The 23,670-nt window shown below is 72.4% G+C and carries 25 protein-coding genes; 13 read left to right on the plus strand and 12 right to left on the minus strand.

Going from position 1 to position 23,670, the window contains the following annotated elements; translation table 11 throughout:
• Positions 1-38 precede the first annotated feature (38 nt).
• The 3 genes from MTQ01_RS11625 to MTQ01_RS11635 form a co-directional block, all read right to left on the minus strand.
• Entirely contained in the window at positions 39-788 is a 750-nt protein-coding gene (locus MTQ01_RS11625; protein WP_247489392.1) for a MerR family transcriptional regulator, read from the minus strand.
• A 207-nt stretch (positions 789-995) separates the two neighbouring features.
• Positions 996-1,745, minus strand: coding sequence for an NPP1 family protein (locus MTQ01_RS11630; RefSeq protein WP_247489996.1), 750 nt, complete (start codon positions 1,743-1,745; stop codon positions 996-998).
• Positions 1,746-2,541: 796 nt separating this feature from the next.
• A complete protein-coding gene (locus tag MTQ01_RS11635; protein WP_247489394.1) occupies positions 2,542-3,039 on the minus strand; it encodes a hypothetical protein in 498 nt (165 codons plus the stop codon).
• A gap of 248 nt (positions 3,040-3,287) precedes the next feature.
• Between MTQ01_RS11635 and MTQ01_RS11640 the strand changes: the two genes are divergently transcribed.
• Entirely contained in the window at positions 3,288-3,626 is a 339-nt protein-coding gene (locus tag MTQ01_RS11640) for a DUF1905 domain-containing protein (protein ID WP_282613563.1), read from the plus strand.
• A 164-nt stretch (positions 3,627-3,790) separates the two neighbouring features.
• Here the strand turns inward: MTQ01_RS11640 and MTQ01_RS11645 are convergent, their stop codons facing one another.
• Both MTQ01_RS11645 and MTQ01_RS11650 read right to left on the minus strand, forming a co-directional pair.
• Entirely contained in the window at positions 3,791-4,726 is a 936-nt protein-coding gene (locus tag MTQ01_RS11645) for a serine hydrolase (protein WP_247489397.1), read from the minus strand.
• Complete coding sequence (locus tag MTQ01_RS11650) at positions 4,723-5,757, minus strand: LysR family transcriptional regulator (protein ID WP_247489399.1); 1,035 nt, start codon at positions 5,755-5,757, stop codon at positions 4,723-4,725. Before MTQ01_RS11650 ends, MTQ01_RS11645 begins: the two co-directional genes overlap by 4 nt.
• 226 nt (positions 5,758-5,983) lie before the next feature.
• On the opposite strand from MTQ01_RS11650, the gene bla reads away from it, so the two are divergent.
• Both bla and MTQ01_RS11660 read left to right on the plus strand, forming a co-directional pair.
• On the plus strand, positions 5,984-6,976 hold the full coding sequence (gene bla / locus MTQ01_RS11655) for a class A beta-lactamase (RefSeq protein ID WP_247489401.1): 993 nt from the start codon (positions 5,984-5,986) through the stop codon (positions 6,974-6,976).
• 247 nt (positions 6,977-7,223) lie between these two features.
• Positions 7,224-8,795, plus strand: coding sequence for an amidase family protein (locus tag MTQ01_RS11660; RefSeq protein ID WP_247489403.1), 1,572 nt, complete (start codon positions 7,224-7,226; stop codon positions 8,793-8,795).
• Positions 8,796-9,197: 402 nt separating this feature from the next.
• Here MTQ01_RS11660 and MTQ01_RS11665 read toward each other — a convergent pair whose 3' ends face one another.
• Together MTQ01_RS11665 and MTQ01_RS11670 are read right to left on the minus strand one after the other, a co-directional pair.
• Positions 9,198-9,725 (minus strand): DinB family protein, encoded by a 528-nt coding sequence (locus tag MTQ01_RS11665; protein ID WP_247490000.1) that lies wholly within the window; start codon positions 9,723-9,725, stop codon positions 9,198-9,200.
• Between the two features lie 290 nt (positions 9,726-10,015).
• Positions 10,016-10,885, minus strand: coding sequence for a GNAT family N-acetyltransferase (locus MTQ01_RS11670; protein ID WP_247490002.1), 870 nt, complete (start codon positions 10,883-10,885; stop codon positions 10,016-10,018).
• A 125-nt stretch (positions 10,886-11,010) separates the two neighbouring features.
• Between MTQ01_RS11670 and MTQ01_RS11675 the strand changes: the two genes are divergently transcribed.
• Complete coding sequence (locus tag MTQ01_RS11675) at positions 11,011-12,444, plus strand: serine hydrolase domain-containing protein (protein ID WP_247489405.1); 1,434 nt, start codon at positions 11,011-11,013, stop codon at positions 12,442-12,444.
• Between the two features lie 87 nt (positions 12,445-12,531).
• Positions 12,532-13,167 (plus strand): histidine phosphatase family protein, encoded by a 636-nt coding sequence (locus MTQ01_RS11680; protein WP_247489407.1) that lies wholly within the window; start codon positions 12,532-12,534, stop codon positions 13,165-13,167.
• A 146-nt stretch (positions 13,168-13,313) separates the two neighbouring features.
• Here the strand turns inward: MTQ01_RS11680 and MTQ01_RS11685 are convergent, their stop codons facing one another.
• Entirely contained in the window at positions 13,314-14,207 is an 894-nt protein-coding gene (locus MTQ01_RS11685; RefSeq protein WP_247489409.1) for a bile acid:sodium symporter family protein, read from the minus strand.
• Between the two features lie 355 nt (positions 14,208-14,562).
• Complete coding sequence (locus MTQ01_RS11690; RefSeq protein WP_247489411.1) at positions 14,563-15,507, minus strand: hypothetical protein; 945 nt, start codon at positions 15,505-15,507, stop codon at positions 14,563-14,565.
• 524 nt (positions 15,508-16,031) lie between these two features.
• On the opposite strand from MTQ01_RS11690, the gene MTQ01_RS11695 reads away from it, so the two are divergent.
• On the plus strand, positions 16,032-16,868 hold the full coding sequence (locus tag MTQ01_RS11695; RefSeq protein WP_247489413.1) for a DUF1206 domain-containing protein: 837 nt from the start codon (positions 16,032-16,034) through the stop codon (positions 16,866-16,868).
• Between the two features lie 273 nt (positions 16,869-17,141).
• On the plus strand, positions 17,142-17,747 hold the full coding sequence (locus MTQ01_RS11700; RefSeq protein ID WP_247489415.1) for a YdcF family protein: 606 nt from the start codon (positions 17,142-17,144) through the stop codon (positions 17,745-17,747).
• A gap of 42 nt (positions 17,748-17,789) precedes the next feature.
• On the opposite strand, the gene MTQ01_RS11705 is transcribed toward MTQ01_RS11700, so the two are convergent.
• Entirely contained in the window at positions 17,790-17,996 is a 207-nt protein-coding gene (locus MTQ01_RS11705; RefSeq protein ID WP_247489417.1) for a DUF397 domain-containing protein, read from the minus strand.
• On the minus strand, positions 17,935-18,792 hold the full coding sequence (locus MTQ01_RS11710; protein WP_247489419.1) for a helix-turn-helix transcriptional regulator: 858 nt from the start codon (positions 18,790-18,792) through the stop codon (positions 17,935-17,937). Before MTQ01_RS11710 ends, MTQ01_RS11705 begins: the two co-directional genes overlap by 62 nt.
• A 352-nt stretch (positions 18,793-19,144) precedes the next feature.
• Here MTQ01_RS11710 and MTQ01_RS11715 point away from each other — a divergent pair, with 352 nt between their 5' ends.
• From MTQ01_RS11715 to MTQ01_RS11725, 3 genes are read left to right on the plus strand one after another with little or no spacing between them, the layout of a single operon-like run.
• Positions 19,145-19,327, plus strand: a complete 183-nt coding sequence (locus MTQ01_RS11715) for a hypothetical protein (protein WP_247489421.1) — start codon at positions 19,145-19,147, stop codon at positions 19,325-19,327.
• Positions 19,324-19,566, plus strand: coding sequence for a hypothetical protein (locus MTQ01_RS11720; protein ID WP_247489422.1), 243 nt, complete (start codon positions 19,324-19,326; stop codon positions 19,564-19,566). Before MTQ01_RS11715 ends, MTQ01_RS11720 begins: the two co-directional genes overlap by 4 nt.
• Positions 19,563-19,802, plus strand: coding sequence for a hypothetical protein (locus MTQ01_RS11725; RefSeq protein WP_247489423.1), 240 nt, complete (start codon positions 19,563-19,565; stop codon positions 19,800-19,802). Before MTQ01_RS11720 ends, MTQ01_RS11725 begins: the two co-directional genes overlap by 4 nt.
• A gap of 60 nt (positions 19,803-19,862) precedes the next feature.
• Here the strand turns inward: MTQ01_RS11725 and MTQ01_RS11730 are convergent, their stop codons facing one another.
• The gene (locus MTQ01_RS11730) at positions 19,863-20,570 is read right to left on the minus strand and encodes an SDR family oxidoreductase (RefSeq protein ID WP_247489424.1); all 708 of its coding nucleotides are present in this window, start codon (positions 20,568-20,570) and stop codon (positions 19,863-19,865) included.
• Positions 20,571-20,706: 136 nt separating this feature from the next.
• On the opposite strand from MTQ01_RS11730, the gene MTQ01_RS11735 reads away from it, so the two are divergent.
• The 3 genes from MTQ01_RS11735 to MTQ01_RS11745 all read left to right on the plus strand — a co-directional run bounded on the left by MTQ01_RS11735 (position 20,707) and on the right by MTQ01_RS11745 (position 23,460).
• Positions 20,707-21,360 (plus strand): TetR/AcrR family transcriptional regulator, encoded by a 654-nt coding sequence (locus MTQ01_RS11735; RefSeq protein ID WP_247489427.1) that lies wholly within the window; start codon positions 20,707-20,709, stop codon positions 21,358-21,360.
• Between the two features lie 288 nt (positions 21,361-21,648).
• Positions 21,649-22,536, plus strand: coding sequence for an aldo/keto reductase (locus MTQ01_RS11740; protein ID WP_308294395.1), 888 nt, complete (start codon positions 21,649-21,651; stop codon positions 22,534-22,536).
• A 291-nt stretch (positions 22,537-22,827) separates the two neighbouring features.
• On the plus strand, positions 22,828-23,460 hold the full coding sequence (locus MTQ01_RS11745; RefSeq protein ID WP_247489429.1) for a GNAT family N-acetyltransferase: 633 nt from the start codon (positions 22,828-22,830) through the stop codon (positions 23,458-23,460).
• Positions 23,461-23,670 lie beyond the last annotated feature (210 nt).

Here is a 23,670-nt window from a genome sequence, read left to right on the forward strand (position 1 = left end):
GGTCTCGGGGTGGTGGGTTCCGGTCGGCCGGGGTGGGGTCAGGGGGTGGCGTCCTGGGCGTGCTGGATGAAGGAGAGCATCTGCGGAGTGGGGCCGCCGTAGTTCTGGGCCAGGACCTCCGCGTTCTCGGCCTGCATCCGGTAGAGCGAGTCGCGCAGTCCGCTGTCGCCTCCGTGGAACGCGGCGACCAGTTCCATCCAGCGGGAGGCGAGCGCCCGGGCGCGCGGGTCGGACGGGTCGGTGCCGGCGTCGATCTCCGCCTGCACCTTCGCCATCAGCACCGGCCACTCCTGCTCGACGGCGGCGACGGCCTCCTCGCCGACCTCCTTGCGGCGCTCCTGCATCGCCTGCAGCTGCTCGGCGGAGAAGTACTCGCCCATCTTCTGGTCCATCGTGTGCGCCTCTTCCATGAGTGCGAGGAGATCGGCGGAGTTGTGGACGCGTTCGCCGTCGGCCAGCAGCAGGAGTCGGCTGCGCATCAGCCGCAGGGCGTCGAGCTGCTGGTCGACCTGCGCCAGTCGCTCGCGCAGCAGGTCGGCCAGCGGCAACTCCCCGTCCAGCGCGGTGCGTACGGACTCCAGCGAGAGCCCGAGTCCGCGCAGCGTGACGATGCGGTACAGCCGGGCGACGTCCGTCTCGCTGTAGAGACGGTGGCCCCCCGCGGTGCGTGCCGAGGGCTCCAGCAGCCCGATCCGCTCGTAGTGGTGCAGCGCGCGGACGGTCAGTCCGGTCTGCCGGGCGAGCTCGCCGACCTTCCACTCCATGATGTCCTCGTTCTTGTTGAACAATCCCCTATGGGTGGTTGTCGTCGGTTTTCCGGCGACATGGAAGACGTTAGGACCTACACCTGCGTCAGGTTCAAGTCGATTGTCGGGGGCGGGTGTCGGGGTGCTCGTCGGCGGCCGGTCGCGGGCACGGCTCCGCCCCGGAGCGAACCCGCGCGGGGCGGGCCGTTCCGGGGCGGCGGGGTCCGGGTCGGGGTCCGGGGGGACCGGTCAGGCGTGGGGATCGAAGGGGATGTCGTCGGGCATCGCCTTCTCCAGGTGGGAGTTGAAGGTGTCGTCCTTGATGCCCAGGGTGGCGCTGCCGAAGTCCGCCTCGACGAGCTTGTCGCGCAGGCCCTCGGGGTAGCCGTCCCAGCCGACGAGGTCCGGCTGGCGCCAGTCGCCGCGGTGGTTCTCCGGCGGCTCGTCGTTGTCGTTGGCCAGGCGGAAGCAGTGGGTGGTGATGCCGTCCTTGTGGTAGACGATCTTGGGGTTCGGCCCTTCGAACCGTACGGAGTCGCGGTTGTGCACGTCGAAGCCGCCGTGGGCGGAGGTGGCGACGTACTGCACCTCGTCGTTGTGCACCCAGACCACGACGTGCTCCCAGTCGTGGCGGTGCCCCGCGGCGCCGCCGCCGTGGGCGGCCTGGTCCTTCTCGAAGTACGAGCCGTAGACGATCGCGCACCAGTCGTTGTTGCACTTCTCGCGCGAGTAGGTGTTGACGTTGTCCAGGTCCCAGTCGTCCCGGCACTGGCCGTTCATGTCACCGCCGATGCCCAGGCCGGGCGCGATGGTGCCGTCCGGGCCGATGGCGGGGGTGGCGTAGCAGCCGTCGGTGTCGTAGTCGTACACCGGCTGGAACCTCTGCTCGGACTCGCTCGCCTGCTCGGGCAGCTTGCCCGGCGGTTCGGCGGAGGCGACGCCCGGCACGGCGAGGACCAGTGCGAAGGCGGCGGCGCCGACGAATCCGGCGCGGCCCATGCGGCGTCCGGCCCGACGGGGGCTGCCCGCGGGGGAGTTGGGGAGCTCGGGGGAGATGCGGGGGGTGTGGGGGGAGTGCACCCGTTTCCTCCAGTGTTCTCTTGTCTGTGCAACGTGCCCTGGCCCGGGCCGGGTTGGGGGACGCGGTCGGCGCCAGGGTCGGTCGGCACAAGTCTGCTGATTGACTCGGCCTTGTCCAGGGGGAGTTCGACCGGTGGGCAGACTCTGCCCGTACGGGCACGGGGGTGGTTGAGCGTGAGGTGAAGCGCACCGTTCGGCGGAGTGAATCCTCGACGGGGCGGTGCGCAGGGGGAGTTGGGGCCGAGTGCGGGCGGGCCCCGCGTTCCGTGCGGGCGGCACGGGTTCCGCTCCGGCTGCAAACGGTCGGAACTCGGTCGTGTTGTGCCGGGGCGGCGGGTGCGGGCGGGACGGTCCGCGCGCCGGTCCGCGGTGCGGCGCCGTACGGTCCGCCGGTGTGCGACGGCCCAGCGGCGGCCAAGCGACCGTGCGACGTGCCGCTCGACGGGCCACGGGGCGCTCCGGCTCCGGCGCTCCCGGTGCGCGCAACGCCCCTCGGTGCGCAACGCCCCCTCGGCGGGGCGTGGTTGACCGCCTGGGGTGGCAACCGGCCGTACGTGCGGCGCAGTTGGCGTCGGCGTCAGGCGCCGGGCGTGCGGGCGCCGGGCGTCGGGCGTGCGGGAGTGTGTACGTGCGTGAGGCCCCGTGCGCTCGGATCAGCGGGTGATCGGGCGCGCGGGGCCTCGTGCGGAATCTCGCGGTGCGACCGCGGGGCGGGTCAGCCCTTGGGGATGAGGTCCTCCAGGCCGTCGAGGCCGGTGGGCATCTCGGACGGTGCGTCGGCCTGGCGGGCGAAGGTGTCGGTGGCGCCGCCGTTCCACTCGATCTTCAGGGACTTGGCGTCCACGCTCTCCACCGAGCCGTTGGTGCGCTCCTCGTTGCCGCCGTTGGGGCACTTGAGGGTGAGGCTCGGCTTGCCGTCGTCGGTGACGCGGCCGGAGCAGATGTTCTCGTCGTGGACCAGCGAGGCGCCGTCGCCGACCACCGTGAGGATCAGGTCCTTGCCGTCGGTCTTGGCGGCCCAGATGCCGGTGAGCGAGCCGGGTGCGGCGTCGGTCGGGTCGTCGTTGCCCTCGCCGTCGGTGCCCTGGGACTCGTTCTGGGACGGCTTGCCCTCGTCCTTCGAGCCGTCGTCGTCGCTGCTGCCGCAGCCGCTGAGGAGCAGTGCCGCAGCCATCGCGACGGCTGCCCCGGTGAATCGCGCTGACCTGCGCACGTGCGTCTCCTTGGTCGTCGTTCAGAACCGAAGCAAAGCTAGCAGGCATGTGCCGGTGCGCAGGCGGTTCCTTCGCTGCAGGATCGTCACGGGCTCGCGACAGCGGGCCGCGCCGCGGCCGGGTGCGGCCCGGGTCGGGCGGGGTGCCGGCGGGCGGACTTCGGCGATGAGTTTCCGGGGGCGGATCGGTCCGCCTCTGTGGGGACGGTTGTCGATGCGCCCGCCGCATCGGGAAGGAGAGGTTCGTCATGGCTGGTCAGCGGAGTCCGAGCGGATCGGACGCACAGAGCGCGGACGGAGCGGAGCAGAGCGTCACACCGCTTGACGTGGAGTTCGTCGCCACGCTCCGCAAGAGCACCGAGCCGGGCGGTCACACGTATCTCGTCTGGCCGGAGTCGGTGGAGTTCTTCGGCACCGGAGGGCGGGTGAAAGTGCGCGGGACCGTTGACGCGGAGCCGTTCGACAGCTCGTTCATGGCACTGGGGGACGGGCGGCACAAGCTGCCGGTGCGGGCGGGGATCCGGGCGGCGATCGGGAAGGAGGCGGGTGAGACCGTCACGGTCCACCTGCGCGAACGGCTGGGCTGACCGCGACCGGCGAGGCGGTGCGCGTCGCGTGCCGGGGACGTACGGCTCGGGCCCGGGGACGTACGGCTCGGCGGGGAGTGTGCCGCGTACCCGCGAACACGCGTACCCGCGGGCACGTGCGGCTCGGGCCCGCGGGGAGTGGGCCCGAACGGGCCGCGCTCCGTTCAGCGTTGCCGCAGATGGTCGTGGAGGCGGCGGGCGACGGCTGCCATCAGCGCCTCGGCCGCCGGCTGGTGGGTGGCGGGCACCCGTGACTCGGTCAGCACGACGACCGCGAGCACACGGCCGTCGGCGTGCTCCACCACGCCCATTTCGTGTCGCAGATTGAGCAGGGTCCCGGTCTTGGAGGACCAGGACGAGGCGTCGGCGGCGAAGTCCGGTGCGAGCCGGTGCCGCAGTACGTTGTGGGCCATCAACTCCCGCACCGAACGCGCCACTTCGGCCGGCAGCGCACAGTCGGCGGGCGGGTTCCAGAGTGCCTGGAGGAGATCGGCGCAGGCCCTGGCCGTGCAGGAGTTGGCGTGGCTGACGTCCAGCTGTGGCACCCGGTGGCCGCGGCCGCGGGTGCCCGAACCGATGGCGAGGGCGTGGGCGAGGTGGCTCTCGTCGGCGGAGAAGCGTTCGGCCGGGGTGTCGCTGAGCTCGTCGATGGTGTGGCGGACGGAGAAGCCGCGCAGGCCGAATCCGGCCGTCAGCTCGGCCACCCGGGCGGGCGGAACGAGCGCGAACAGCGCCTCGGTGGCGGCGTTGTCGCTGAGGCACAGGCTCAGATAGACGAGGTCGGCGAGCGCGATGCGCGCCGGGTGCAGGAAGCGGCTGACGCCGGTGGGGCCCGGTGTGCGGGCCCGGCCGGGCTCGACCTCCACCGGCTGACCGCCGTCGAGCTCGCCGCGTCTGACCAGCTCCAGCACGGCCGCGGCCAGCGGCACCTTCACCAGGGACGCCGAGACGTACTCGACGTCCGGATCGAGCGCCAGCTCCTCGCCGGTGTGCAGATCGCGCACGAGCACGGAGGCGGCGAGCCCGCCCTCGTGCAGCTCCGCGCGGGCCTCGGCGAGCAGCGCGGTCGTACTGGCGACGGTCTCGGTGGTGCGGCTCATCGCGGGGTCTCTTCCGTGGCTTCGGCGGGGGTGTCGGATGCGGAGGCGGCAGCGTCGGGTGCGTCGGCCCGGGCGGTCGTGGTGGCGGTGTCGCCGGACGAGGCGGGTGCTTCGGGTGTGCCGGGTGCGGGGGCAGCGGCTGCGGGGGCGTCGGCTGCGGGGGCGTCGGCGCCCAGGCGTCGGGCGAGTACGGCGCCGAGGCGGTCGTGCACCCTGTCGACGTCCGCCTGCTCGCCGCCGCCGAGCACATAGCCGCGCGCGAGCGGGAGTTCACCGAGGGGACGCCAGTGCAGTCCCAGTTCCTCTGCCTCCAGCCAGGAGCAGAGCAGCAGGTCGCGGGTGCCGTACACCTCCGCCGCCGCGGCCGGCAGGTCTTCGGCGGTCGCGTACTGCGCGGGGCGCAGCCCGAGGGCGTCGCAGAGCCGGCCCAGCCGGTCGCGCACATGAGGTACGTCGTCCTCGGGCTGGAGCCAGATGCGCCGGGCCGGCCCGCTGTCCCGTCGGCGCGGGCGCAGGGTCTCGACGTACAGCTTCCGCACGCCCGGGTCGGTGACGCCGGCCAGGCCCAGCTCCACCTGCCACTGTGCGTCCTCGGCAGGCGCGGCGAGCAGAGCCACCCGGGCCTCGCGGGTGTGCAGCGACTCGGCGCGCTCGGGCGGCGGCGCCACCAGTAGACGCAGGGGTACGCCGCGTGCGCGTGCGTCGGCGACCAGTCCGGCGAGGGCGGCGGCGCCGCAGCCGTCGGGCACCGCCAGCCGCAGCGGCCGACCGGCCACGGCGCGCGCCTCGTGCTCCAGCACCTCGGCGGCGCGGACCAGGCGCCGCGCGCCGGGCAGCAGCTCCCGCCCGGCGGCGGTGAGCACCGTGCGGCGCTGGGAGCGCTCCAACAGCCGTGTGCCCAGGTGCTCTTCGAGCGCGGCGACGCGGCGGCTGGCCACCGACTGGGACATCTGCGCGGCGGCGGCGCCGAGAGTGAAGCTGCCGCGTTCGCTGACGTGCACGAAGGCGCGGCAGGCGGCCACCAGATCCATGGCCACATCCTAGGGGCGCCCGCCCGGCCACAGCCATGCGGAATCCGCATCACACCGCGCGATTCTGGCTTGGACGGCATGGCAAGCGCCGGGCAGGATCTCCCTCATACCGGTCGCCGTACGGCTAACCCGCCGCAACGGGATGTATCGACCCGCGCGTTTCCCGGTGCGCGCGCATTCCGCAGCCCGCTCGGGCTTCCGCCGCCCCTCAGGAGGTTCCTCCGCCATGCCCAGCTCCGTGTCGCCCGGTCGACCCGCCTCCCTGCTCTCCGCGCCCGGCTCGGCCGCCCGCCGGGCCGCGCTCGCCGCACTCGTACTGCTCCCGCTCACCGCCTGCGGCGCCTCCGCGCCCGCCGAGGGTGCCGGCGCCGCACGCAGCGAACTGCGCACCGCCGCCGACGCACCGACCGCTTCCACCACCCGTACGCCGGTCGACGTGAGCAAGGAACTCCGCGCTCTGGAGCGGAAGTTCGACGCCCGGATCGGGCTGCACGCGCTCAACACCGGTACGGGCGAGGAGATCACCCACCGCGCCGACGAGCGTTTCGCCCACTGCTCCACCTTCAAATCGCTCGCCGCCGGTGCGCTGCTGGCCACCCACAGCCCCGCCGAGCGCGAACGCGTGGTCACCTACACCGAGGACGACCTGGTGGAGCACTCGCCGGTGACCGAGAAGCACGTCGACACCGGTATGACGCTGAACGCGCTCGCCGCCGCGACCCTCCGGGAGAGTGACAACACCGCCGTCAACCTGCTGCTCGAGGAGGCCCTGGGCGGTCCGAAGGGCCTCGAGTCCCACCTCCGCGAGGAGCTCGGCGACCGCACGACCAACATCGACCGCTACGAGCCCGGTCTGAGCGACGGCACACCGGGCGACAAGCGCGACACCAGCACCGCACGCGCGCTCTCCGCCGACCTGCGCGCACTGCTGCTCGGCGACGCCCTGAACAAGCGCGACCGCGCGCAGCTCACCGACTGGATGCACACCAACATCACCGGTGACACCCTCATTCGGGCGGGCGTGCCGGACAGCTGGAAGGTGGCCGACAAGAGCGGCGCGGGCGGCTACGGCACCCGCAACAACATCGCGGTCGCCTGGCCGGACGAGGGCGAGCCGATCGTCATCTCCGTGCTCTCCAGCAAGGACCGCGAAGGCGCCGAGCGCGAGGACGAACTGGTCGCCGAGGCCGCGGAGATCGTCGCCGACGCGATCGGCTGACCCGGCCCCGAACCCGGCGCCGAACCCGACCCGGACCCGGCGCGAACACCACCCGGCGCGTCCCGGCGCGGCCTGGCGCGTCCGGCCGGCCGACCCGCTCGGCCGGCCACCGCCACCGCCCTGCGGACAACTTCGCGCAACGCCGTCGAATCCCCCAACTCCTTGTAGAGACAAAGGAGTTGGGGCTCGTCGCGAACGGTACGCGGCGTTCCCGAGCGGTGCCGGTGCGTGGTTATAGTCGCTGCTTATGACTGACTCCCCCTCCTGGACCTGGACGCCGCCGACCCCGAGCCGGGTCGAGGCCAACTCCCGCGAGCACGGGCTCGGCCTCGACCCGCGCACCGCGGAGGCGGCCGTCGACTTCGGCGCCGCGGTCGGCGATCTGTACGAGCGGGTCGGCCGGTGGTGGCAGGAGGAGGCGGCGCGCACCGAGCCGGCGCACGTACCGAGGAAGCCGGGCGACGATCCCTGGAACGCCGCGCAGTACCGCGTCCAGGTGCCGGCCACGGGCAGCGGCGCACTGGACGGGCTGTCGCTGGCGGTCAAGGACTCGATCCGGGTCGGCGGTGTGCCGCTGGTCTACGGCTCGCGGATGCTGGAGGGCCCGGCTGCCCGCACCTCGGCCACCGTCGTGACCAGGGCGCTCGCGGCCGGCGGGAGCATCACCCACATCGGCAGGTCCGACGACCTCGGCCTCGCCATCACCGGCGACCAGAACCACGCCGGCCCCGTCCTCAACCCGTGGAACACCGGCCACACCCCGTGGGGTTCGAGCAGCGGTACGGCGGCGCTGGTCGCCGCCGGCGAGGTGGACGCGGCGATCATGGTCGACCAGGCCGGATCGGGCCGGGTGCCGTCCGCCGGCTGCGGACTCGCCGCGCTGATGCCCACCCGCGGCGTCATCCCGATGACGGGAGTGCTCGGGCTGACAGGGGTGCAGGACCGGGTGGTTGCGGCCTCCCGGCGGGTGGTCACCGTCGCCGCGGTCGCCTCCGTGCTGTCCGGCGGAGACGGCCACGATCTGCGCAGCGGACCCGAACTGGCCACCAGGGACTGGACGTTCGGGCTGGACGGCGATGTCGCCGGTATGCGCGTCGGCATCGTCACCGAGTCACTGGCGCCGGAGGTGACCGACCCGGCCGTGGCCGACGCCGTACTGGCCCGGGCACGGGAGTTGGCCGCGCTCGGCGCGCAGGTGCGCGAGGTGAGCGTGCCGCGCTACGCCGACGCCTCGGCGCTGGCGATGATCCTCACCGTCCACCGCGGCATACCCGATCTGCTCGCCACCGGACTCGGCAGTTCCGCGGTGCTCGGCGGTGACCCGCTGCTCGCCGAGCACGTGGCGGCCGTACGCGCCGAGGACCCGGCCGCGCTGGCGCCGACCGTACGGGTCTCCACCGGCGCCGCCGCGCACGAGGGCGGGCAGGCGCCGGGCGTCTGGCTGGCCGCGGCGATGGACCTGATCCCGCGGCTGGCGGCCCAGTTCACCCGGCACTTCGCCGGGGTCGCCTCCGGTTCGGAGCCGGGGTCGGACGGTGTCGACGTACTGCTGACCCCGACCGTCCCCAGCGTCCCGCCCGTACTGCCGGACGGGATGGCGATGGTGGAGGAGCTGGGCCGCGCGATGGGTCCCGGCATCACCCACGCCTGTGCGCACAATCTGACCGGTCTGCCCGCCGGACAGGCACCCGCCGGACTCGTCGACGGACTGCCGGTGGGGGTGCAGATCATCGCGCCGCCACTGATGGAGGCTCAGATCCTGCGCGTGCTTGCGGCGTTGGAGCCCGCGGGCGGATTCCCCGCGGCTCCGCGCGGCTGAGCAGCACCGAGCCGACGACGCCAACCCGACCCGGAGAGCGGGCCGTTGGCCGCGTCCTTCGGCCCCGGTCGTCGAGTGCGGCAGGCGGGCACAGCCGGCGTCGCCCTGCGAGCCGTTGGCCGCGCGGTACGGACGTCGTGCAGAGCAACTACGGCTGGCGCGCACGCTGTTGGGCGCCTCTGCCGGTCGTTCGCCCCGCTCGGGTGCGGCACGACGCTCGGGCGGTGTCGCAGGCAGGCGTTGGAGGCAGGCGTTGGAGGCGACGCCGTACGGGTGCAAGCCGGTGCCGCACGGCCGACCGGCACCGGCGCGTCGAGGCTGCGTGTCGGATCGGAGTGCCGGGTGCGGCGTGAACCGGTGGTGTGTGCAGGGCAGTTGGGGCGCCAGCCGGCCGCCGGCTGCTCAGGACTGTCCGGTCTCCCGGGCGGGCCGGTCGGCCGAACGCTGCATCCGGAGCCCGCCGATCTCGGCGACGTTCTTCATCAGCTCGGCGTTCACCCAGGCCACCATGTGCCCGACGGTGTGGCGGGGGTCGTTCTGCCAGGGGAACGGTGCGGTGGCGGCGAGTGCGCTCTCCGTCAGTCCGTCCAGCCCGTCCAGCCAGTCGGTGCGCAGCTCGCGCAACCACTCGACCGTCGGTTCGCCGGGGCCCGGCCACACCACCTCGGTGCGCTCGCGCGGGGTCCTGCCGTGCACATGGTCGGCTGCGACGCCCCACCACCAACCGATGTGCCAGCTCACCCACGCGACGGTCGGCAGCGGTACGGGGTCGGGCTCGGCCTCAGCGAAGTCCGGAACCCAGGAGTCGTCCTCGGTGCGGTGAACGGTCCAGCGGTTCACGGTGGGTGCCCAGAGGAAGTCCTCGGGCTCCAGCAGCTCGAGGTGGTACTCGAAGAGCGACCAGGTCAGCTCGAACTGCCAGCGCAGCAGGTCGAGGGCGGGCGGCGGTCCGGCCGGTTCGGAGGCTTCGGACGGACGGGCGGCGACGTGCGTGTCGCGGTCTTCGGTCACCGGCAGACCCTCGCACACCGCCTGCCCCGCCGACACCGATTAACCCGCCCGTCGGGGCGCGCGCCGTCGGGTCGAGCGGGGCCGGGGCGGGGCCGGTACCGGCGGCCCGGGTCGCGCGCCGTCGGCCGACTGCCGCCGGGCCGCGCGCCCGGCTCACCGCCGTTCCCGGCGCGCCCGGTGCGTTCAACTTCCCTCCCGTCGCGGCTGGTTCAGGCGCTGCGGGCCAGGTCCGGCACCGGAGTCCCCGCTTCGAAGCCCGCCGAACGATAGGTGGCGACGCCGCCGACGTTGGCGGTGGGAGTGGAGACCAGCGCGCTGGAGGCGCCCAGCTCGCGGAGCGCTGCGAGGGCGGCGAGCGTGATCGCTCTGCCGTACCCGTGGCCCCGGTGGTCCCGGTGCACGCCCATCGGCTCCAGCACGCCCGGCCTGCCGGGTCCCGCGGACCAGACCGTCACCGTCGCCACCGCCGCGCCCTGTCCGTCGCGTGCCAACAGGCAGCGTGCGTCGGCGTAGGCGGGGCCGGCTGCCATCGTCCGCCAACGCTCCTCGTCGAACGTCGACTTCTCGAACGCCGCGCGCTGCACCGCGGCGCGCGGACCGACCCCGGCCTCCTCGACCACCTCGATCCTGATGCCCGGCTCCGGAACCGGCTCCGCCAGATCGCGGGAGAACGGCGTCCACGGCTCGTCGGTGTGCCAACCCGGCCGCTCCAGCAGTACCTGCCGCAGCCTCGCGTCCTCCGGCGCCTCCAGGCACACCGGCCCCGCCGGCAGTACGCCGCGCTCCGGTTCGGCGAGGTCGTCCGCCATCCGCACCGCGAGCTCCTCGTCCTGCCGAAGCTCGGGTGCGACGGTCGCGCGGAGCAGGTCCGGGCCGTCCAACAGCCCCACCGCCAGCAGCCGTTCGCCGTCCCGCCAGACCCGCAGGGCGTCCGCGGTGCGCTGCGCGCCGAAGCGCCAGAACCAGCCCACGTCACCGGGGTGCAGCAGCACCCCGTCGCCGTCCCGCTGCCATGCGCCGAGGGTCTCCAGAACCCGGGCCGTCCCGTCGATGTCCGGCGTGCTCACCACTGTCGTCATACCGGCATCCCACACCCGGTACCGCTCCTCGCGCATCTGCTTTCCGCCGGGACCGACCGAGGGGGCTCCGCCCGCTCAACTACTGTGCTGGTCACAGGAGTCGGACGGCGAGGGGTGGCTGCACGGTGTCGGACGCACGCGACGAACCGAGCGGTCTGGACGCACACTGCGCCCGGATCCTCGCCGAGCACGGCTGCGCCTCGCTCTCCCTCGCGGTGGCCCGCGGCGACGAACTGGTGCTCACCCGCGCGTACGGCTTCGCGGACACCGCCGCTCGGCGGCCGGCCACACCGGAGACCGTCTACGGGCTGGCCTCCGTCACCAAGGCGTTCACCGCCACCGCCGTCCAACTGGCCGCTGCCGACGGGGTGTTGGACCTCGACTCACCCGTACCGGCCGGGCCCGCCCGCGCCGGCGCCGTCACGGGCGCCGAGGCGCCGGAGATGCCGACGGCGCGCCAACTGCTGTGCCACCGCGGCGGGTTCCCGACGTACTACGACTTCCACTACGACGCCCGGCGCGATCCCGGCCCGCTGCCGATCGACTGCGACCGATACCGCGCGCTGCGCCGTCGACCCGGCGCCGGATTCGAGTACTCCAACCTCGGCTACCGCGAGTTGGGCCGTCTGCTGGAGGCCGCGACGGGACGGAGCCTCGGGGACCTGCTGCACGAGCGGATCGCCGAACCGCTCGGCCTCACCGGCTTCCACTTCGGCCCCGCTCCCGCAAACCCGACGCCCGCAAGCCCGACGCCCGGAAGCCCGACGACCGGTCGGCCCGCTGTGGACGGTGTCGCCGGTCGCTACACCGTCGACGGGCGCGCCTACGACCTCTGCCACACCAACCACCCGGCCGCCGGCGCGGGTTGGGCCACCGCGGGAGACGTCGCGCTCTTCGCCCGCAACGTCTCCTCCCTGCTCGGCTCCGCCGCGGCCGATCCGTACGACGACGCCCTGCCGATCAACGACCGGCTCGGCTACGGCCTGGGCCGGATCGTCTCGTACGGCCCCGGCCCGGAGGTCCACAGCCACGGCGGTGGCATGGGCGGGGTGGCCGCGATGATGGTCGACGTCCCGGAGCACGAGCTGTCGGTCGCGGTACTCACCAACTCCACCGGAAAAGGCGCCCGCGACGCCGTCCTCGACCTCCTGATGGCCCACCTCGTACCCGGCTTCGACCGCGAACTGGTGAGCCCCGTCACCGAGTTCGAGCGCCCGATGGCCCTCGCCGAGGGCGCGTGGGCGGGTGCGATCGACACCGCCGAGGGCAGCGTCCCGCTGAGCGTCGCCGTGACGGCGGGGCAACAGGTGCGACTGCGCCTCGGCGACCTGCCGCCGGTGACGGTTCCCGCGACCGCCACCGACCGCTGCGCGCTGCGTGCCGTCGCACCCCTCCAGCTCCCGACCGCCGATGCCCGTCTCAACAGCCCGAGCCTCGGACTCGAACTCCGTTTGCGCGACGGCGACTTGACCGGCCGAGCCATCGCGTTCAAGAACGGCGACCGCGAGGGCCGGCTCGGTTCCTTTCTGCCGCACGACTGCACCCTGAGCCCCGCGTAGCCGGCCCTTCTCGTACGCTTCCTGGTTGCCCCCCAGGGACGCACCGCCCGACGCCGGGGCGTCGCCCACTCCCAGAGGCAGGTTCTTGTGCGGACTCTCCATGTCGTCACCCACCCCGAGGCGACGCACCACGTCGACGGAGTCGTCGGCGGCTGGCACGACTCCCGGCTGACGGCGGCGGGAGTCCGTGCGGCGACCGCCGCCGCACGGGAGCTTCGGGCCCGAATCCCGGACGGTGCCGCGGTGGAGCTGTACTCCTCGGATCTGCTGCGCACCCGGCAGACCGCCGACGAGGTGGCCGGGGTGTTCGGCGTGCGGGCGACGCTGGACCGCCGACTCCGGGAGAAGTCGTACGGCGTGGCGGAGGGCCGTCCGCAGGAGTGGCTGGACCGGCGCTTCGTCCCGCCGCCGCCGGACGGAGAGCGGATGGACCACGACGAGGGTGTGGAGGGGGCGGAGACGAAGGAGCAGTGGGTTCGGCGCGTCTACGCGGCTACCGAGGAGATCGTGCGGCGGCCGTGCGAGCACCAGATCGTCGTGACCCACGGCGGTTCGTTGACCTTTGTGGTGGCGGCCTGGATCCGGATGCCGGTCGAGTCGGCCGGGTACGTGAGCTTCCGTGCACCGGCGGGCAGCATCACCACGCTGGACGAGGACGACTTCTTCCACAACCGCCGGCTGGCGGCCCTGGGCGACACCGCCCACCTCGCCCCGACGCCGTAGCGAGCGCACCCCTCTCACCGTCCGACGGACCGCCGTACGCCCTTGCTGCACGCCCGCACGCCCGCACGCCCGCACGCCCGCACCTCCGCGCCCGCACCTCCGCGCCCGCACGCGCGCGCCCAGCGCCGACCCTCGCCGGGGTCGGGTCAGGGGGTGTGAGCGGGGGCTTCGACGGGTGCGGGTCTGCCGAAGCGGGTGATCAGCAGTCCGGCGACGGCTGCGGCCGGGCAGCAGAGCACTCCGTAGACGGCGGCGGGCACGGCCAGGCTCACATCACCGAGCACGGCGATGGCGATGGTCATGGCGACCGCGCTGTTGTGCACGCCGATCTCCATGGAGGTCGCGATGGCCTGGCGCTTGTCGACGCCCACCATTCGCGGCACCAGATAGCCGACGGCCAGGCTCAGCGCGCAGAAGATCAGCGTGGCCGGTCCGGCGTCGGCGAGGTGGCTGCCCATGTCGCTCCACTCCGAGACGGCCGTGCCGACGACGATCCCCACCAGCGCGAGGATCGACAGACGGCGTACGGGCGTGTCCATGCGCGCGGCCCACGCGGGCGAGCGACGCCGTACGAGCAGGCCGATCACGACCGGGATCAGGACCACCACCAGCACCGGGACGACCTTGTCGAACTGGAGGCCCACACCGTCCTGGCCGATGTCCGGGTCGAAGTAGTGCAGCGAGAGGTTGGCGACTATCGGCATGGTCACGATCGCCAGCACCGCGTTCAGCGCGGTGAGCGTGACGTTGAGCGCCACGTCGCCGCCGAAGAGGTGGCTGTAGAGGTTCGCGGTCGTTCCGCCGGGGGAGGCGGCCAGCAGCATCATGCCGACCGCGAGCACGGGGGAGAGGCCGAGCGCGATGACCAGGCCGAAGCAGGCGGCGGGCAGCAGCAGCGACTGACAGAACAGCGCCACGACCACCGCGCGCGGGTGCCGCCGTACGCGCCGGAAGTCGTCGACGCTCATGGACAGCCCGAGACCGAACATGATCACAGCGAGTGCGAGCGGGACAAACACGGCGGCGAAAGGGGTGTCCATGCGCTGCTTCGTCTCCTGGCGGGGTGGGAGCGGACGCCGAAACGGGTACGCGTGGCACCGGGGTGGGGCGCTGTGCGCAGGCTCGGCCCTACCGCGTCCCCGTGGTCGGGCCACAGGGAATCGAACGGCTCGGCGCGATGCAGTGTAGGCACTGTTCGGCCGTCCGAAGAACCCTTTAACGCCTTCGTCAATAGGTGTCCGGGGCAGCTTCCGGCCGTGTTTGCCAAACGCTCCCACCAGGCGAACAAGCCGTACCGTGCATGCGGTTTGGCCGCAACCGGCCACAACTGGCCGCAAGTCGCCGCAAGCCCCCGCATTGGCGATCACGGGGTGACCGCGTGGCGACCCTCCGTCGTCAGGCCGGCCGCGGTGCGCCTCCGCCGAGCCGTCCGAACGCCGGCCGGAGGGTGAATCCGGCGGCTTCGCGTACGCGTTGGACTTGGGCGCGGTGGTGTTCGGTGTTGATGCGTGGTGGTGGGGTGGGTTCGCCTCGGCAGGTGCGGCAGAGTCCGCCGGGGAGGGCGTGGGGGCGGCCGGGTTTCTGGCAGAGGGTGCATTCCATGAGGGGGCCGGTGGGGTCGGGTGCGGGTGCGTGGGGTGGGAGTTTGTCGTGGAGGCGTCGTCGGACAAGTGCCGCCGGGTGGTGGACCGTTGACGGCAGCCCCGCGGTCAGCACCCGTACGGCCTCCTGCTCGCCGGTGCCGCGCACGAACCACTGCCGCAGCAGCGGCTCCAGCGCCGCGCACTCGCCCGCACCCAGCGTGAGCCGCGGGTCCGTCCGCCCGAGGCCCGCCAGCACCCGGTACGCCTGCGACCTGGCCGGCGCCGCGGAGTCGGCCGTCCGGCGGCGACCTCCCGGCGGGGCGGCGCCAGTGTCCGCGTGTCCGCCGGCTCCCGTCGCGTCGGTGGGGTGTTCGCCGCGGGTGTACGCCTCCCACCAGCTGTCGGGGCGCGGTGTGCGGGAGAAGTGGGTGCGGGTGATGTGGTGGTAGGAGCCGTCGGTGCCGAGGACGGTTTCGCGGGTGCGGCGCAGATGTCCGGCTTCGGAGATCAGGCGCAGGGCGGTGCGCAGGGCGCACTGGCCGTACGGGGTCGTGCGGGCGAGGGTTTTGACGGAGATGTCGGCGCCTTCGGGGAGGCGGTCGAGGTAGCTGGCGATGCTTGCCTCGCGGGGCGGGAGGTGCCCGAAGTGCGGGTCGGCGTCGCGGTGTTGGCCCGGTACGGCACGCTTTCCGAAGCCGGGAGCGGCCTTCGGACAGGTGTCGGCGGGCAGCTCACAGATAAGCTGGGCCACAGCCATTGGGATCGGTCCTTCTGCTTGGTTTGCGATCTCGGTGGTCAGACCCCGGCACGGTGTTGGTAGCACCTGTCGGGGTCGTCCTATTTGCAGTTGTTGGTCAGAAAGTAACCCCACTCCACCCCGTGTGGCAACTCCGTCACTGAGTGCCATATGCGCTGCTGAGTGCGGCAGTTGGGGAGGGTGGGCGGGTAGGACCCACCACCCATTCCTCTGAGAAGGCGCCCGACCCCCACGACTTGAGCCCCGGGCCGTGCGGCGGGCGGATCCGCCACAGGCCCGACGCGGCAGCTGCCGCACGGCACGGCTCCGACGCAACCGAGTCGCCCGAGCTCGGGGCGAGAGCGGCCAGGAGCTCGACCGTTCGGTGATGTGGCGGTGGCCGTCGTGGTCCCGATGTCGAATCCGCCCGCGTCCGGCGGACGTTGGCACCGCTCCGACCGGCGGCGACGCTGTTTTCGATCGTCCGTTCGGGGCAGGCGGTCGCTGTGCGAGGCGCACCGCCCGCGCACGAGGAGGCGGACGCCATGGGAACAGTGACCTCGACCGTCGACGAGGGCAAGGCCACCGCGCGGCGCGCCGCGAACAGCGACGCGATGACAGCGGCGGCGCGGGCCGGCCTGTCCGCCCGCGGGGCGATCTACCTGGTGATCGGGCTGCTGTCGGTGCAGATCGCGTTCGGCGGTTCGAGCGAACAGGCGGACCGCGGAGGAGCGCTGGCGCAGGTCGCGGAGCAGCCGTTCGGCATGGCGCTGCTCTGGGCCCTGGTGGTCGGTCTGGTCGGGATGGCGCTGTGGCGGCTGTCCGAGGCGTTGTTCGGCGCCGCCGGCCCGGACGGGCACAAGGCGCACAAGCGAGGGCTCTCCGCCGGTCGCTTCGTCCTGTACGCGGTCATCGCCTACTCGGCGGTGACGTTCGCCCTGGGGGGCTCCGGCAGCGGCTCCAGCGACGAGCAGTCCAAGGACGGCACCGCCAGTGCGCTGGAGATGCCGTTCGGCCAGTGGATCGTCGGCGCGGTCGGCGCGGGCTTCGTCATCGGCGGAGTCGTGGTCGCCGTCAAGGCGGGGATGCGCAAGTACCACGAGGAGATGCACCGGTCGCGCATGTCGCCCTGGCAGCGGAAGCTGGTCGACCTGTTGGGGGTGCCCGGCGGGATCGCCCAGGGGCTGGTGCTCGGCGCGACGGGCGTCTTCGCGATCAAGGCGGCGCTCGACTTCGACCCGGACGAGGCCAAGGGCATGGACGACACCCTGCGGGCCTTCACCGACACCCCGGTGGGCCCATGGCTCCTGGTGGCGGTCGCGGTCGGGCTCGCGCTGTTCGGCGCGTTCTCCTTCGCGATGGCCCGTTGGGGACGGGTGTGACACCTCCGCACCGGCTGCCCCGGCCGTCCGGCGGCCCGTGCCCGGGTCGGGGTCGGGGTCGGGGTCGGGATTGGAGAAGGCCCAACTGCTCGGCGGAACGGGATCGTTGGGCGGGCGTCAGAGATTGTGCGGGATCACGAAAGAAGTCCCGCACCGTCTTTCCGGTGCAGGGCCTCCGGTCTGCTCATACCGTGCGCGCTCGGCAGGATTCGAACCCGCAACCTTCCGATCCGCAGCTCTGTCCAGCTCGGTCACCGACGCTAGAGTCTGCGAATGAGACGCGCAGCAACGGGTCTGGTGGCGACGGGGATTGCGGTTCTGGCGGTGAGCGAGTGGCTGAACCGGCGTTGGTCCCGGATGCTCGTGGGAAACAGCCGGGGCGCCTCCACCGCTGTGGTGGTCTGCGGTTATCGGAACCCCCGGACTAGGGCGAACCTCATCAACCGGTGGCGGGTCCGCGCTGGTATTCGTTCCCTCGAAGCTGACCAGGCAGAGGATGCCCGCTTGATCTTCAGCGGTGGCGCGACCAGCGGCAGTGCGGCCACCGAGGCTCAACTGATGGCCGAATACGCGCGGTCGGAGCTCGGATTCAACGGCACTGTGCTCCTGGAGGACCGGTCCACGACGACATGGGAGAACATCACCAATGTGATCCCGCTGCTGGAGGAGGCGGACCGCATCAAAATCGTCTCCCAGCCGGCTCACGCGCTCAAAGCCCGTGCGTATCTGCTGCGGCAGCGCCCCGACCTCGCGGAGAAACTGGTACGCGCCGAGGACTACCGCCCCGGTGAATGGCTGTTCGCCAAACCGCTGTTCGCCGCGTACGGGCTGTGGGCGCTTCACGGCCTCCGGGCAGAGGTGCGAAAACCCCTGCCGTAGGCGGCCGTTGGCGTTCCGCGGGCTGTCGGGCCGGCCGGAGCCTCAGTGCAGGTCGTGGCTGCGCAGGGCGGTGACGAAGGCGGTCCAGTCGGTGTGCCGGAAGGTGAGTACGGGCCCGTCGGGCGTCTTGCTGTCGCGCACGGGCAGCACGTCGTATCCGTCCGCCACCTCGACGCAGGAGCCGCCGTTACCGCTGCTGTAACTGGATTTGCGCCAGGCGCGCAGGCTGATCTGAGCGGGAACGTTCATGGCTTCGGTACTCCTCCGTCACGGATTCGAGGAAGTGCAGAGAGGTCCTGGGCGACAGTGCTGAGGACCGCGTCAAATCATAGGCGTCGCGGCACTTTTGCACGCGGTAGCTTTCGTCTGCATCGACCACCATGTTGGTGTGCACGCCCTCGACATAGGCCAGTTCAGGCGCGTTGTCGAACTTCATCAGGGTCACGAGGGAGTCCATGGCGGCGTGTGCTCCTTCGGAGAAGGGCATCACCTGAAGTCCGATGCGGCCCACTCTCGTCAACGCCGCGATGTGAGCGAGTTGTTCGGCCATCAGGGCGGGACCTCCCACCACAGTGCGCAGAACAGCCTCGGACAGGATGTACCAGAGCTGTGGGTGTTGCTGTTCGAGGATCTTGGTCCGATTCATCCGATTGACAATGAGAGTGTCAAGCTCTTCGGGCCTCCAGGAGAACTGTGCGGATCGGTGCACTTCCAGCGCGTACGGCCTGGTCTGGAGGATGCCGGGTACGAGTACCGGGGCGTACTCCTCGATACGAGTCGCATGGGCTTCTGCTGTTGCCACGCGTTCGAAGCGCCTTGCGTAATCGTCCTTTCTGAGGAACCTGACGAACGTGCCGCCGGTCTTCAGGGTCTGATCGAGTCGGGAGGCGTCCCGAGGACCGGGCATGCGTCTGCCCGCCTCCCAGTGAGCGACGAGGGAAGAGTGAACCGCGAGCAGATCCGCCAACTCCTTTTGAGTGAGTCCTGCCTCCTCCCTGCGGGCGCGCAACTCCTCGGAGTACGGCTCCCGTTCTGCCTTCGGCACTTGCCCTCCCGTTGACCGATGGATTGTCAACCCACGCCCCCTTCCCACGGTACGGGGACTGAACGCATGGTGTGAGGGAAACAGTACGGAGGGCAATGAATACCTCTGTCTTCCATCACGTCGAAGGAGTTGCCGTGATCGCCTGCGGCCTGCTGACCACTGCTGACGGAGCCGTGAACGTGCTCCGCGCCGCACCGCGCCCCATCGGTTCCGCACGTCGTGGACCGAGAGTTGACCCGTATGTGTGGAGTTCCGCGGAGGGCGGGACGGCCGTGCTGCGGGAACCCGGTTTCCGAGGCCCGGAACTGGGCATTCAGCTTGCCGATGTCATGCGCCGAGGAAGTGTGCCGCGATGACCGGCGTCGAACCCGTCTCCCCGTCGGGCAGGCCGCCCTCGCCCTGTCCCGAATGCGCGAGGTGGCGTGCCGAGCGCGCCCGTGCTCGCGCCGCCGGTGACCGCACCCGCGCCTCGGACTGCGTGGTGCTGCTGCGCCGCCACCAGGCCGCCGTACATCTGCGGGTGGTCGGACGGTGAGCGACGTCAACCTCCCCACCGGGCCGAAGGACGCCCCGCGAGAAGGCGCGCCCGCCTCCGGGGCGGAGACCGAGGACGCCGCCCGCGCCCCGAGCGCCGGGCCGGACGCCGACACGGGCGCGACCCGTGCGGGCGGGCCGGCGTCGCCGGAGGCCGTACGTGCCGATCTCGCCGCGCTGGTCGCGGAGTTGAGCGACACGGTGCGGGCCCACCTGGAGAGCCTGGGGCGTCTGCGATGAGCGGGCAGCGGCGCCGCTACCGCTCGTTCACCGTCACCGCGGACCTGGAGCCGGACGCCGAGCCGATCACGTTCGCGATGGCCTGCTGCGTCTGCGGCGCGACCGGGCCCGAGTCGACCGATCCGGACCTCTCCTCCGCCTGGGTCCCCACGCACCTCAAGCACCGCCCGGAGCACCTCAGTTACCGCGAGACGGTGACGCGTCCCTACCGCGCGATACCGGGCCCCTGGCTGTAGCGACCGCGGACCCACCAGCGGCTGGGCCTCGGTCCGCCCGCTGATTCCGTGCGTCGGGTGTCATGGCGTTTCCGGGTGGAGCTGCTCGACCCGGTTTCGCTCTGTGTACATGTCCCAGTACTGCTCGGCGAGGTCGTCGGGGTCGACGACCGGAAACCCCGAGGTGGTCCCGGCGCGGGCGATCAAGGCGCTCAGCTCACTGCGGGCGATCGTCGCGTTCACGGAGAGAGTGCCGGCGTAGATGCCCGCCTCGGCCAGTTCGCCGTGGAGCGAGTGAAGGTAGTTGCGGGCGGCGGCGCCGAGGGGGGCCAGTCCGCTGAGTCGAGGTACGGGGTTAACGGCCGTCGCCCCGGTGGTCAGGAGGAAGGCACCGTCTCCGCGCTCGGTCCATTCCGGCAGGACGGCGCGCACCACCTCCACCGGGGTCAGCAGGAACAGCGGGAGGCCCCTCCGGAGGGTGGCGGCGTCCGTCTCGGCGGCCGGGGCGAAGCCCTGGTCGGTGCTGAACGGCCCGTACTCGACGACGTCGATGCGGCCGAATCGGTCGCGGATGGCCGCGATCAGCGTCGGTACCTCGTCGGGGCGCGACAGGTCGGCCGGGAAACCGGCCGCCTCGATGCCGTCCTCCGTCAACTGCCGGGCAATGGCGTCCAGTTGTTCCTGTCGGCGTGCCACCAGGGCGACTCGGAAACCCTCACGGCCGAAGCGGCGGGCGAGAGAGGTGCCGAGGCCGGTGCCGGCGCCGAGTACGGCGATCACTCGTGACATGCGAGGCCTCCTGATCGATTAAGTTGACCGAGTGGTCAACTTGGTCTTCGACGGTAGCATGTAGATTGACCGAAGGGTCAACTTGTCTGGGTGGGCAGGGCCCGGAAGGTGGTGACAGAGCGGGGAAGGGGCTGGTATGCGGGCGGATGCGCAACGCAATGCGGACAAGCTGCGGGCGGCAGCTGCGGAGCTCTTCCGGGAGCGCGGCCTTCAGGTGCCGCTCAAGGAGATCGCCAGACGGGCGGGAGTGAGCCACGGCACCCTCTACAACCTCTTCGGCACGCGCGAGACGCTCATCGACGAGGTGGTGGCCGATCGGGCGGCACATCGTCTGAACGAGGTGGCCGAAGAGGCGCTGTCCGTCGAAGACGCCTGGGCGGGCTTCGCGCACTACGTCGAGAAGCTCTGTGAACTCCAGGCCGCCGACCCCGCCGTCGCCGACGTGATCAGCGGTCGCTATCCCGGTGCCGAACGCCTCATGGCCGCGTGCCGCCACACCATGGACGCTGCCCGGCAGATCGTCGAACGGGCCCACGAGGCCGGCGCTCTCCGCCGCGACTTCACCAACGCTGACCTGGTGTTCGCCTTCGCCGCCAACGCGCTGCTGGCACGAGCCACCGTCGAGGCGGCCCCGAACGCGTGGCGCCGCCAGGTCGCCTTCCTTCTGGACGGACTGCGTGCCGCGTCCGTCCACGATGCCCCTGCCGAAAGCCCGCCGACGCGACAGGAAGTCCACGCAGCTCTGGAAAGCCTCGCCGACACGTCGTGGTCCGGCAGAACGACACGGTGACGCAGGTCGCGGGTCGAACCAACCGTCTCGCGGTGACGCAGCGCCGTCCCGCACTCGTGGTCGACAGCCGGCGCCGGTGGCGGGCACCTCCCGGTTCCTGCTCGGGGTGCACCGCCATCTGCTGATGTCGGTGCGGCAGTTGGGCTGAGCGCTCTCGCTTTCGCGGTGACCGCGTCGTGTCAGCGCTCCTTGCTAGCGTGCGCTGTTGTGACGGACGAAACGGGACAGCATTCGACAACCGGGCAGCAGCCGACCGCGGGAGAGCCGGTGGAGGCGGGCCGTCGGGCGGTGGAACAGCCGGGGGCGACCTTCCGGATCGGTGGTGAGCGGGAAGTGCGGCGGCTCGGATTCGGTGCCATGCGGCTGCCGACCGAGCAGGGCCCCGAGCGGGCCGAGGCGCTTGCGGTGGCGCGGCGGGCGGTGGAGCTGGGCGTGAACTTCGTCGACACCGCCCACATGTACGGCTGGGGCGCCAACGAGGAGCTGCTCGCCGAGGCGCTGCACCCCTACCCCGACGGCTTGTTGATCGCCACGAAGGTCGGCATCGTCCGGGCCGAACCGGGCACCGGGCAGGAGAGTCCGGTGGGCGAGATCGCCCAGGACGCCCGGCCCGAGGTGCTGCCCGGTCAGGTCGACGAAGGGCTGCGCAGGCTCCGCGTGGAGCGGTTGGAGCTGGTCCAGCTTCACCGCCTCGACCCGCAGGTGCCGATCGCCGACCAGGTCGGGGCACTCGCCGATCTTCAACGGGCCGGCAAGATCGGCCACATCGGGCTGTCCGAAGTGAGCGTCGCCGAGCTGGACGAGGCCCGTCGGCACGCCGAGATCGCGAGTGTGCAGAACCGCTACAGCGTTCTGCACCGGGAGCACGAGCCGGTGTTGGAGGCGTGCGAGGCGGCCGGTGTCGCCTTCCTGCCCTGGCGCCCGGTCGCCGAGGCCACCCCCGGCGAACTGCCCGGCGCCGGAGCGGAGGCGGCAGCCGAAATCGCCGCGGTGGCACAGGAGTTGGGCGCCACCGCCGCTCAGGTCTCGCTCGCCTGGCTGCTCGCGCACTCTCCCGTTCTGGTGCCCATCCCCGGCACGTCCTCGGTGCCGCATCTGGAGGAGAACGTCGCCGCGGCATCCCTGCCGCTCACCGCGGAGCAGCATCTGCGGCTCGCGCGGCTCGGTCGGGCCTGAGCGGGGGCGACCACTGTGGAGCACGGCGCGGACCGGAACCAGGACCGTCCCGGGGAGCGGGCGTCCGTCGGGCCCCGGCCCGAAGCCCGGCCCGAAACCCGGCCCGAAACCCGGCCCGGAACGGCCCGCACTCCGGCCGACACGGCGGCAGACGCACGGTCCGAGGCAGGCCGCACCAGGGCCGACCCGGCGGCCGGACTCGCCCCTGCGGCAGGGGAGTTGCGGGTCGCCGGGCGTGGGCCGGGTGTGCTGGTCAGGTCGGCTGTTCCGGCTGACGCGGGCGGTATCGCGGTGGTTCAGGTGGACGGCTGGCGGGCCGCGTACGCCCACATCCTGCCGCCCGCCGAGCTGGCCGGGCTCAGCCTCGTACGGGCCGAGCAGCTGTGGCACGGCGTGATCGGCGGTGCGCGGGAGAGCGGGAAGCAGGTCCTGGTGGCGGAGGGCGCCAGGGGCGAGGTGCTCGGCTTCGCCGCCCTCGGCCCCGAGCGCGCCCCCGTGCCGTACCGCACCCCCGCCGGCGCCGACTCCGCCGCCGACACCGGGCCGGCGGCCGTGGCGGAGCCCTCGCCGGAGTCCGGGCCGGAGCGGCAACCGGGGCACGAACCGTCGCCGGCGGCGGAGCACACGCTTCCGGCGGGCGAGTTGTACGCCTTCTACGTCCACCCGCGCCACTGGCGGCACGGTGTCGGCCGAGCGCTCATGGACGCCGCGCTCGGCCGCTGGACGCAGAACGGGGTGCGTGCCGCGGTGCTCTGGGTCTACGAGCGCAATGTCTCCGCCCGGGCCTTCTACGAGGACCACGGTTGGCACCACGATCCGCACACTCCGCCGACCGGCACGCCGCCCGACGAGCTGGAGCTCTGCTACCGGCGCCGCCTGCCCCTGCCGGTGCGCGGGCCCGGTCGGCCGCCCCGCGCCTCGTAGCGCGCACCCCCGCCCGCAGCCCCGCCCGGCGACTGCCGCGAGGTCGACTGCCGCGAAGGGGGCTGCCGCGAAGGGGGCTGCTGCGTGAACGGCGGTTGCCCGGACCGGGGCTGCCGGGACTGGGATTGCCCGGACCGGGATTGCCGGGACTGGGATTGCCGGGGCTGGGGCTGCCGGGACGTGGGTTGCGGCGATGGGGACTGCGGTGAC

This window comes from Streptomyces sp. XM4193, from assembly GCF_023072595.1.
Taxonomy (GTDB): domain Bacteria; phylum Actinomycetota; class Actinomycetes; order Streptomycetales; family Streptomycetaceae; genus Streptomyces.